Below are 10,392 nucleotides of genomic sequence, written 5' to 3' on the forward strand. Positions count from 1 at the left end.
TGCAAGGAGCACTTGTGTTTGATGTTATTTGCCAGACCATCCACCGCCTCTCGACCCAAGGCATTCTACCGGCCCACCTCAATGGCTATCCATTGAAGGCCAGCGACACGCTGTTGGACCTGGGGCTCGACTCGATGGGGCAGTTGACGCTGCTGTCAGAGCTCCGGGGACAACTGTCGGCAGATTTTTCCGCGTCTCTGATCGACGCCATGACCACCCTCCAGGAGTTGGCGCAGTTGCTCGAACACGCCAGCACATTCGAGTTGTCTGCCGCGGTCTGAAGGGGCTTCAAGCATGTCCAATACCATCTCTGACAAGGCAGCGTGGTTCGTCAGTGCGCGAGCCGACACGCTGGCGATCCTGATTGGCGGTCCGCTTATTTCCGTCGCGCTGCTGCTGGCTATCATGCAGGGCCCGGCATTCCTGATCGGTGCGTTGCTGTTCGCACTGTTCCTGGATATTCCCCATGTGCTGCACACCCACGTCCGGCTGTTCGCCGAGCCGCTTGAATACCAGCGCCACAAGAAGCGCTTCTGGGCGAGCCTGCTGGTGATCTCGGCGGTTTGCGTCGGGTTGTATGCGATGAACGCCTTGCCTTGGCTGGTCGCGATCTGGGTGTACTGGCAACCCTACCATGTGTGCAAGCAACACTTCGGGGTGGCCGCGCTCTATGCGAAGAAGGCCGGGTACCGGCATTCGACCCAGCCGGTTCGCGACATGGTACTGGCGGGCTTCGCAGCCCCCTTGATGTACCGCATCACCCATGGCGGATTCCATTTCGGTGACTACCAGCTGTTCGGTCAGGCGCTGCCATTCGCCAATATTTCCATCCCGACACCGGCGCTCGATCCGTACTGGGCCTGGCTCGCCTACGGAATATTCGCGCTCATGACCATGAAGTTCATCGTGACCGAGTGGGCCCATCGGCGACAGGGAGAGGGCATGCCCCGCTTTGTGCTGGTGATGCTGGCGGTGTCGTTGGGGTTGTACAACACCGCGTATCTGTTGGTGGATGACCTGTATGCACTGATTCTGATCGGCACCAGCATCCATGCCTTGCAATACCACTTGGTCTGCACCTCGACGGTCCTGGCGGGCTTGCGCAGAACCCAGGCGCAGCCAACACCCTCCGGTGCGTTGGGGATGGCCCACGGCTGGGTAAGGCGCATGGGGGCCAAGCCCTGGGTCTGGCTGAGTACCCTGGGCCTGGCCAGCCTGCTGGTCCTGAGTCTGGAAATGCCCTCGGTTGGCTTGGTGCCCCTGATCGTCGTTCTTCATCACTTCTACCTGGACGGTGTCATTTGGAAACGTCGATGAAGACTGTGCCCGAGCGGGAGGGGCGAGCGTTTATCGCGGCGCTGCGGCCATTGATCGAGGACTTGCGGCGCCATCATGGGTGGCGTTATCGCCTGGATTTCGGGATGAGCATCGCGCTGTTCTGGAGCGCCTTGTCGCTGCTGGAAACCAGCCATTTTCCGATCTGGCTGGTGCTCTATTCGGTGGCGGTGTTCACTTTGTATCGGTCGGCCATGTTCATCCACGAACTGGTCCATATGCCTCGGCGAGCAGTACCGGGGTTCAACCTGATGTGGAACCTGGCCTGTGGGATTCCATTGCTGTTGCCGTCGTTTCTGTACTTGAGCCACATGGACCACCATACGCTGACGCGGTACGGCACCCGGCAGGATCCGGAGTACCTGCCGTTTCAACGACAGTTTGGCCGTAGCCTGTTCACTTTGCTGGTGGGCACGCTCCTGACGCCATTGTTGCTGCTGTTGCGATTTGCCCTGGTCGGGCCGCTGTCATGGTGTATGCCGTCGCTACGCCGGGTGGTGATCGAGCGCTACAGCGCGGTCACCTTGCATGCAGCCTATCGAAACAGCGCCGCGCGGTTCAGCGCTTCGCAGGGATACAACCGCCTGCTCGAGGGGCTGACCAGCGTATACGCCTGGGGGCTGATCCTGATGGCAGGGAGCGAATGGTTGCCCTGGTCCCGAATCGGCCTGTTCCTGGCCGTCATCTATGGGGTGCTGGGGATCAACATGTTCCGCACCTGCCTGGCCCATCGTTATGCCTCCAGCGGTCAGCCGGTTTCCCTTCAGTGGCAACTGAGCGATTCCTCGACCCATGCCGCCCAGGGGCGGTGGCTGGAGTTGTTCGAGCCCCTGAGCCAGCGTTATCACGCCCTTCATCATCTGTTTCCGGCGTTGCCTTATCACGCCATGCGGCCTGCCCATGAACGCATCGTGGCGGCCCAAGGCATGGCGGCAGATCTCTATCGGCAGACCTGCGGCCATCCATCCTCCGTTTCCACGCCTTACTCCACCGAGAATCCGTCATGAGTCGCTGGCAGCAAATGAGTCCGTTTGAGCAATACGTCAACCCCGAGATTGGCGAGTTGATTCGCCGGGTCGGCCTCGACAAGACGTTCGTCCGCGGCGAAGGCTGCTACCTGTACGATGAAGAAGGCCGTGACTACCTGGACTTTCTCGGCGCTTACGGTGCGTTGCCTTTCGGTCACAGCCCGGACGAGTTGCTGGCGGAGCTGGCCAGTTTCCAGCACACCCGGGAACCGATTTTCGTCCAGCCGTCGAGCCTCGCCGCAAGCGGTTTGCTGGCGCAACGTCTGCTCGCCATCGCGCCGGGTCAATACCGCAGCGTGACCTTCCAGAACAGCGGGGCAGAGACGGTCGAGGCGGCCCTCAAGGCGTGCCTGATCAAGACCGGGCGCAAGCGCATTCTGTCGACGTATCACAGTTTCCACGGCAAGACCCTGGGGGCACTCTCTGTCACCGGCTCGGACAAATACCAGGCCGGATTCCAGGCCCCGTTGCCGGGTTTCGACTTTGTCGACTACGGCGATATCCAGGCCCTTGAAGCCCAGTTGCAGCAATATCCGGGCGCCTATGCGGCGGTCATTGTCGAGCCGGTCCAGGGGGAGGGCGGCATCAACCTGCCGCCGGCCGATTACCTGCGGCAAGTCCGTGCAGCGTGCGACCGCAGTGGCACGTTGCTGATCATCGATGAAGTCCAGACCGGACTGGGGCGTACCGGAACCCTGTTCGCCAGTGCCGGTGTGCAAGCCGACTGCTTGCTGCTCGCCAAGGCGCTGGGAGGCGGCGTCATGCCCATTGGTGCATGTCTGCTGAGCGAGAATGCTTACAGTGCGGATTTCCAGAACAAGCATTCGTCCACCTTCGGCGGCAATACGCTGGCCTGTCGCATCGGCCTGAAAGTGCTGGACCTGCTGCACGAGCGTCAGGGCTTGTTGGATAACGTGCGTGAGAATGGACGGTACTTGCTCGAGCAGCTCAAGGCCCTGGCAGCACGACACGCCTCATTCATCAAGGAAGTCCGCGGGGCAGGTTATCTGATTGGCATCGAGTTCCAGCTCGACCGTAGCCACTATCCGCAGTTCCACGGCGGCTTCACCGGCATCATGGGCGAACAGGAAAGCCTGGTGCCGGTCCTGGCCAGTTACCTGCTCAACGTCGAAGGCATACGCGTGGCGCCGACACTCAATGGCGCCAATGTGATGCGCGTCGAGCCGCCATTGATTGCCGGGCGTGCCGAGTGCGAACGGTTCATCCAGGCCCTGGCCCGGACCCTGCAGTGGGTCGAGGACGGACGAACAGGCACGCTGCTGGCGCACCTGCTGGACGCCGAGCCCAGCCCCGCGGGGCCGGCCGGGCAAGCCAGGCATACGGTGAACTTCAGCGAGCCGGTGGCCGAGAACCATTTCGCGTTCGTCCTTCATCCGCTGGAGCTGTCGAACTATGCCGAGTTCGATGAAAGCCTCAGTCATTACTCGCAGTCGTCGTTGCATCTGTTGGAGCAGCGCTTGAACCCGCTGCTCGATCCATTCTTCGTCTCCACGGTAACGCTGACATCGCCTGCCACGGGCCGTAAGGTCACGGGCGACTTCATCATGGTGCCGCGTTCGGCGGCCCAGCTTGCCGCGATGCCCGTGGAGGAGTCGTGTGCAGTGATCGGCCAGGCCATCGACATGGCGCGGCAGCGTGGCGCTACCCTGGTGGGATTGGGCGGGCACACCTCGATCGTAACGGGGGGAGGCATGCGCCTGCTGGATAAAGGCGTGGCCCTGACCACCGGCAACAGCTACACCTTGCTGACAGCGGTGGAAGCCGCCTGTCGCGCGGTGCGCATGACCGGGCGACGGATGCAGGACATGCGCGTCGCCGTCGTCGGTGCAACGGGCAGCATCGGTTCGGCCATCGCCCGGTTGATCGTGGCGCAGGCCGGCCAGGTCACCCTGGTGGGCAACCCCAAGAGCGCACGCTTCAACACCCCGCGTTTCGCGTCAGTGATCAACCAGCTTGTGGCCTACAGCGCGCAGGCGACGGCGGCACCGGGTAGCGTGCTGGCGCATATCGCGCAACGCCTGGACGGGCAGGACAGTGCCAGCCTCGGCTCGCTGCTCCTGACGGAAAACGGTCGTCACACGGCGTTGCGTTGGAGCAACGATGTCCAGCAGTCGCTGGTCGACGCCGACCTGGTGCTGATCGCGACCAACAGTGCCGAACGGTTCATCAGCGCCGACGATATCGCCGCCGATGCCATCCTGTGCGACATCTCCAGGCCGGCCAATGTCAGCCAGGACATCGCCATTCGCCGCCCGGACGTGCTGGTGCTCGATGGGGGCATTGTCGAAATGCCTGGCGACGCCCGACTCGGCTCGCGCTACGGCATCCCCGACGACCTGGCTTACGCCTGCATGGCCGAGACCATGATGCTCGCCCTGGAAGGCCTCTCCCGGCATACCAGCCTCGGCCTGGACCTGAGCAACGATGACCTGGAACTGGTCCAGGCGCTGTCCAGCCGCCACGGGTTCAAGCTTGCCGGCTTCCGCAGTTTCGACAAAGCCCTGGACCCTGTCGCCTGGCAGCGCTACGCCGAGCGTTTCAATCTTGCCACCGCCGAACCTATCTGACCGAGGAAGCCCGAATGCCGGTATTGGAAAAAACCACGCTGATCAAAGGGCGTAGTTGTGCGCAGGTCTTCGATTTCTGCATGGAGGGAGTCAACTTCCCAAAGATTTTCCCTGAACGGGTCACTCCGTTGGGCAACATCGACATCGCCGATCTACGGATCGCCCAGGGACGCCAGTTCCGCTTCCGGCACTGGATGTTCGGGTTCATCCCGGCCAACTGGACCGTGGCCATTCGCGAGGTCAAGGAGAATGAGTACTTCATCGACGAGATGATCAAGGGGCCGTTGAGTGCCTTCCGGCACGAACATCGGGTCGCAGCGGCGGCCGGCGGCACGCTCTATACCGATCGGGTCACCTACAAGGCGATAGGGGGGGCATTGCTGGAGCGGCTGTTTGTGGATGCCTACATGGACCGCATCTTCGAAGCCCGTCATCGCAACATGCAACAACTACTGGATGCCTCATGATCTCGATTGAAGTAGTGAACACCGCCAAGCGCCTGAAGCAGTTCATCGAGCTGCCTTTCCGCTTGTACGCCGACGATCCGAAGTGGGTGGCGCCCCTGCGCAGTGACATGAAGCGCATCCTGTCGCCACGCCACAATCCGTTCTTTCGCGAAGCGCAGATCGAGCATTTCCTGGCGGTGGACGGACAGGGACAGGCGCAAGGCCGGATAAGCGTGAGCATCCATGCCGAGTACAACCAGCGTTTCGGCGACGAGCATGTGTTCTTCGGCTTCTTTGAGGTGACCCCAGACCCTGCCGTTGCGCGTGCCTTGTTTGAGGCGGTTGCCAATTGGGCCCGGGCTCGGGGCAAATCCAGGTTGTTGGGGCCTTACAGCTACACTTCGACCCAGGACGCCGCGCTGCTGCTGGAGGACCTGGATGGACGTCCCCCGACGCTGCTGCAAACCTATAACCCGCTCTGGTATGCCGAGACCCTCAAGCAGGTAGGCTTCGACCTGGCGTTCACCTTCAGCACCTACGGTGTCGATGCCGAGCAGTATCGTGCGCGACGCAAGGCCAACCGCAGCGAAAAAGTGCTGCCCGGCAGCCAGTTCAGTGTGCGCACGGCTACGCGGGCCGACCTCAAGTCCAATCTGGAAGAGATCCGCTGCCTGTTCAACAGCGCCTTTGCCGAAAACTACGAAGTCGCGCCGATCTCCCAGGCCAGCTTCAAGTTTCATATCGACAGCGTGAAAGCCTTCATCGACCTGGAAGGGATCAAGCTGATCGAGCTCGACGGTCGAGCGGTGGCGTTCTTTGTGATTTTGCCGGATCTGAACCAGATATTGAGCCAGCTCAAGGGCCACTTCGGTTTGTTCGATCTATTCAAGTTGGGACGCTACAAGCGCAGCGTCAACGGGGCGGTCATTGCTTTGATCGGTGCCGATCCGTCGGTACAGGGACGCGGTCTTGGGCGGTTGATCGGTGAGGAAATCGTCCGTTATGCCGAACCGCGCTTCGAACGGGTGGACACCATGTGGATCGATGATCGCAACCCGTCCAGCTACGTGCTGGCACGCAGTCTCGGGATGCGTCGGACCAAACGCTATGGTGTTTTCGGACTCGATCTGGCTGAAGCAGCGCTCTGACCTGGAGTTGTAGACGAAATGGATATTCCTTTGATTTCCTTGACTGGACTGAAAAAATTCTACCCCAGCGGCGATGAACGCAGTCTGGTGCTCAACAGCATCAACCTCGACATTTCCCGTGCCAGCATGACAGTAATCCGGGGTATATCCGGATCGGGCAAAACCACGCTTCTCAACATACTCGGCGGCCTGGATCGAGCCGACGAGGGCCAGGTGCGCGTGGGAGACGCGAGCCTGGACAGCATGGACTTCAAGGCCTTGACCCGGTTCCGGGCCGAGCGCGTGGGGTTCATCTTCCAGTTCCACAACCTGATCCCGACGTTGACGGTCAAGGAGAACGTGTTGACCGGTCTTGAGCCGATCCGTTCGGTCACGCCACGGGACCACGTGCGTGCCGAGGAGTACCTGCGTAAGGTCGGGCTGCATGAGCATGCCGAGAAATTCCCCTCCAAGCTGTCGGGCGGGCAGCAGCAGCGGGTGGCGATCGCCAGGGCGCTGATCAAGGAGCCGCAATTGATTCTTGCGGACGAGCCCACTGGCAGCCTGGATGAAGAGACCGGGATGCGGGTGTTCGAACTGTTGCGCCAGATGCAGGAAGAGAAGCAGATCACCGTGGTGATCGTTACGCACAACCCCGGGCTGGGGCAGCATGCCGACCATGTCTATGAGATGCGCTCGGGCAACCTGCACAGGGCCGACTCATGAACATGCTGGTGCGGCATGTGCTGCGCTCGGTTCGGGTGATTCGCTATCGGTTGCTGACCATTGCGCTAATCTGTGCCTCGACCTTTGGCGTGCTGGTGGGTGCCTACTCGGCCATCGACAGTTTGTTCAGCACCGTCGAGGACATCCAGTCCAATGCCGCCATGGCGGAGCTGGAGGTGATCTTTGCCCCCGATGACCTGATCAACCTGCCGGCGTTCGATGACATCGACGGCGTGACCGCCATTCATCATCGCTTGCTCATGCCCGGGCTGGCGCCTCTTGGCGATGAACAGCCGGTCGCTGGATTGATGGTCAGTGCGCCCGCGCAGGACTTCCTGGCGATCAACCGCTTGAAGGTTTTGCAGGGGCGCCTGCCCGATGCCATGGAGACCACCGGGATCGCTCTGGAGCGAAACTGCGCGCAGTTCCATGGCAAGGGCGTGGGGGATCGTTTCAACTTCACCGCCGGCCGGGCCGAATACCCGGTGGAGGTGATCGGGATTGTCGAAAGTCCCGAATACCTGGTTGCGCCCCTCAACCCCAGCGTTTATGTGCCCAGTAACGGTTCGCTGTGCGTGCTGTTTGCCGACCAGGCGCTGATGCACCAGCAGTTGGGCTTCTCGGCGATCAACAGCCTGTTGTTCAGCCTGTCGCCGGACGCCTCGCTTACGCAGGTCAAGCAGCGCATCACCGAGCGGGCGCAGTCTCGCCTGGCGGTGGATTATGTATTGCCACGCCAGGAACAGTTCAGCCAGAAGTTCCTCGAGCTGGACCTCAATACCTTCAAGGTCTTCCTGCCCACGGTGGTGCTGATTTTTGCGCTGTCGTCGACCCTGGTGGTGTTCTTCCTCATGTATCAGTGGGCCAAGGAAGAGCGGCCGCTGATCGCCATGTTCCTGACCCTGGGGTATAGCCGTCGACAGGTGGCCTGTGCCTACGGCTTGCCGGCATTGATGTTGATCGTCCTGGCGCTGGTCCTGGGCTGTGGCTTCGCGCTGTTCGACATGTATGCGTTCGGCTTGAACTATGCGCGAGCCATCGGCATGCCGGAGCCACAACTGCTGTTCAAGCCACCTTATCTGTGGCGAGCCGGTCTGTTGCTGTGCGGTACCGTTGCCTTGGGCATGTACCTGCCTATGCGCTCCATCCTGCGTATTACACCCATGGACGCCTTACGTGACGTTGGCGCCGGTCAGGAGCAAACCCTGGCGCTGCGCATGGTGGCTTGCCTGCGACACATTGGCGGACCTTTCTGGTTCCGCTATTCGTTGCGCAATCTGCTGCGCAGTTGGCGCATCAGCCTGGTGACGGTCCTGGCCATGTCAGCGAGTATCGCGATCACCATCGCGTTCTACATTTCCCTGACGTCGATGGAGCGCACCGCCATCAGCAACGTCGAGCGTGACAACTGGAGCCGCGTGGTGGACCTGGACGTGGCCTGGTGGGACGAGGACATCGCCCGTCTCGATGGCCTGGCGCCTGGCAGTCGCTGGTCGACCTTCGTCAAGGGCGGCGCCCAGGTCAGCGGCCAGGGCCAGTTGGACAACGCCAGCCTGCTGGGTATCGAACCGGCGGACGGCGTGCGTCACGTGAACCTCATGGAAGGCCGGATGCTGTTGGACGGCGACCTCGAAGCTTTGGTGATCGAGCGTCGTATCGCTATCGCACAGGGCGTTGGTCCGGGCGACCGGCTGACCCTCAAGGTGCGCGGCAATCTCTATCCAGCCAAGGTCGTCGGGGTGTTTTCCGGGGCGCTGCCGGGCGAAATCATCACCACTCGACGTTTCGCCCAGCGCATGTTGGCCCTCGATGAACAATTCACCGGCGCCTACCTGGTCGACGCGGGAAGCAGCGGCCTGGACGACGCCGCGATCTATGCCTTGCCGGGCGTGGTACGGGTAACGTCCAAGCAGAACATTGTCGCTTCCATTCTCGAAATCAGCTCGCACATCTGGGTGATCATCCATATCTCGGCGCTGATGAGCATCGCCATCGCCCTGTTGTTCGCCATCACCAGCATGAACTTCAGCATCGTGGGGCGGCGCGGTGAGTACGGCGTGCTGCGGATCCTCGGTTTCAGCGACCGCAGCGTGTCACTGATCATGCTCTGTGAAACCCTGAGCATTGCCGTAGTCGCCGGCGTTGTCGCCATCCCCCTGGGATATGGCCTTGGTGCCGTCCTCAACCATCGCCTGACCGATGTCTGGTTCAAGATCAACACCGACCCTGCCTTCAGCGATTTCTGGCGAGTCATTCTGCCGGCGTTGGTGATCATTCCCTTTGCGGCGATGCCTGCCATTCGCCACGTATTCCGCATCCCGGCGGTTGACACTCTCAAGCTCAGGAACTTCGGATGAACAACAAGCTGCCTGTTACTTTTTCCCTGTTGATGATGTGCATCGGGCCAGCCCATGCCGACGATGCGCTGTCGGTCATGCGCGATTCCGATCGCCGCATGAAAGCGGCGGATGAAAGGGTCGATTACCGCATGGAATTGTTGGAAGGCGAGCGCTTGACGTTCACCCGCCAGCTCAGCCGCCTGGACAAGCGAATGAGCGATCGCACGGGGACCCTGGTGCGCTTTACCGCTCCGGCAGCCGTAAAGAACGTAGCGCTGCTGATCGAAGACAGTGGCAAGGCCATCAACGATATCTGGTCCTACACCCCATCGACCAAAAGCCTGCGGCGCCTGGCGGGCTCGCAAAAGCAGAATTGGTTCATGGGCACGGACTTCACCTACGAAGATTTTGAAGACTACAAGCTGGACAGCTATCAGTTCACCAGCCTGGCGTCTCCCGAGCCTTGCCTGAGCTGGCCGGCCTGTCGGCGTATCGAGGCGAAGGCAAAAAGCGAAGAGGCGGACGTGTCCGGTTATTCGCGCAAGGTCTACTACCTCGAGGAAGCCAGTCGCTACCCGGTGCAGGTGGACTATTTCGATCGCCAGGGCGTGCTGGTCAAACAGCTCAAGACCGAGGGCCTGCAAGTCGTCGACGGCTTCAGCAGACCGACGGCTCAGACCATGCACAACCTGGCTGCGAACAAGAGCACGCGCCTGATCGTCGAGAAGGTCAGCATCAACCTCGGCGTCGCTGATGCTGAGTTCACCCAACGTGCATTGCGCACTGAACACTGATCCCGGGTA

Annotated in this window: 9 protein-coding genes; all 9 read left to right on the forward strand. The window is 61.2% G+C overall.

What is annotated here, in order from left to right; all coding sequences use genetic code 11:
• Positions 1-14: 14 nt before the first annotated feature.
• Genes FBX99_RS15245 through FBX99_RS15285 form a run of 9 tightly spaced genes read left to right on the forward strand, consistent with a single transcriptional unit; the run spans position 15 to position 10,383 of the window.
• Complete coding sequence (locus tag FBX99_RS15245; RefSeq protein WP_055129336.1) at positions 15-281, forward strand: acyl carrier protein; 267 nt, start codon at positions 15-17, stop codon at positions 279-281.
• 13 nt (positions 282-294) lie between these two features.
• A complete protein-coding gene (locus FBX99_RS15250; RefSeq protein WP_144929425.1) occupies positions 295-1,317 on the forward strand; it encodes a hypothetical protein in 1,023 nt (340 codons plus the stop codon).
• Positions 1,314-2,342: a fatty acid desaturase gene (locus tag FBX99_RS15255; protein ID WP_144929424.1), complete on the forward strand. Its 1,029-nt coding sequence runs from the start codon at positions 1,314-1,316 to the stop codon at positions 2,340-2,342. Before FBX99_RS15250 ends, FBX99_RS15255 begins: the two co-directional genes overlap by 4 nt.
• Positions 2,339-4,951: an aminotransferase class III-fold pyridoxal phosphate-dependent enzyme gene (locus tag FBX99_RS15260; RefSeq protein ID WP_218570569.1), complete on the forward strand. Its 2,613-nt coding sequence runs from the start codon at positions 2,339-2,341 to the stop codon at positions 4,949-4,951. Before FBX99_RS15255 ends, FBX99_RS15260 begins: the two co-directional genes overlap by 4 nt.
• Before the next feature lie 14 nt (positions 4,952-4,965).
• Positions 4,966-5,418: an SRPBCC family protein gene (locus FBX99_RS15265; protein ID WP_144929423.1), complete on the forward strand. Its 453-nt coding sequence runs from the start codon at positions 4,966-4,968 to the stop codon at positions 5,416-5,418.
• Entirely contained in the window at positions 5,415-6,545 is a 1,131-nt protein-coding gene (locus FBX99_RS15270) for a hypothetical protein (protein ID WP_145131919.1), read from the forward strand. Before FBX99_RS15265 ends, FBX99_RS15270 begins: the two co-directional genes overlap by 4 nt.
• A gap of 18 nt (positions 6,546-6,563) precedes the next feature.
• Positions 6,564-7,250 carry an ABC transporter ATP-binding protein gene (locus FBX99_RS15275; RefSeq protein WP_144929421.1) on the forward strand — a complete coding sequence of 229 codons (687 nt, stop codon included), beginning with the start codon at positions 6,564-6,566 and terminating at the stop codon, positions 7,248-7,250.
• The gene (locus FBX99_RS15280; protein WP_144929420.1) at positions 7,247-9,607 is read left to right on the forward strand and encodes an ABC transporter permease; all 2,361 of its coding nucleotides are present in this window, start codon (positions 7,247-7,249) and stop codon (positions 9,605-9,607) included. Before FBX99_RS15275 ends, FBX99_RS15280 begins: the two co-directional genes overlap by 4 nt.
• A complete protein-coding gene (locus tag FBX99_RS15285) occupies positions 9,604-10,383 on the forward strand; it encodes an outer membrane lipoprotein-sorting protein (protein ID WP_144929419.1) in 780 nt (259 codons plus the stop codon). The genes FBX99_RS15280 and FBX99_RS15285 overlap by 4 nt, the downstream gene beginning before the upstream one ends.
• Positions 10,384-10,392 lie beyond the last annotated feature (9 nt).

The sequence above is a fragment of the Pseudomonas sp. SJZ074 genome (assembly GCF_007828215.1).
Classification (GTDB): domain Bacteria; phylum Pseudomonadota; class Gammaproteobacteria; order Pseudomonadales; family Pseudomonadaceae; genus Aquipseudomonas.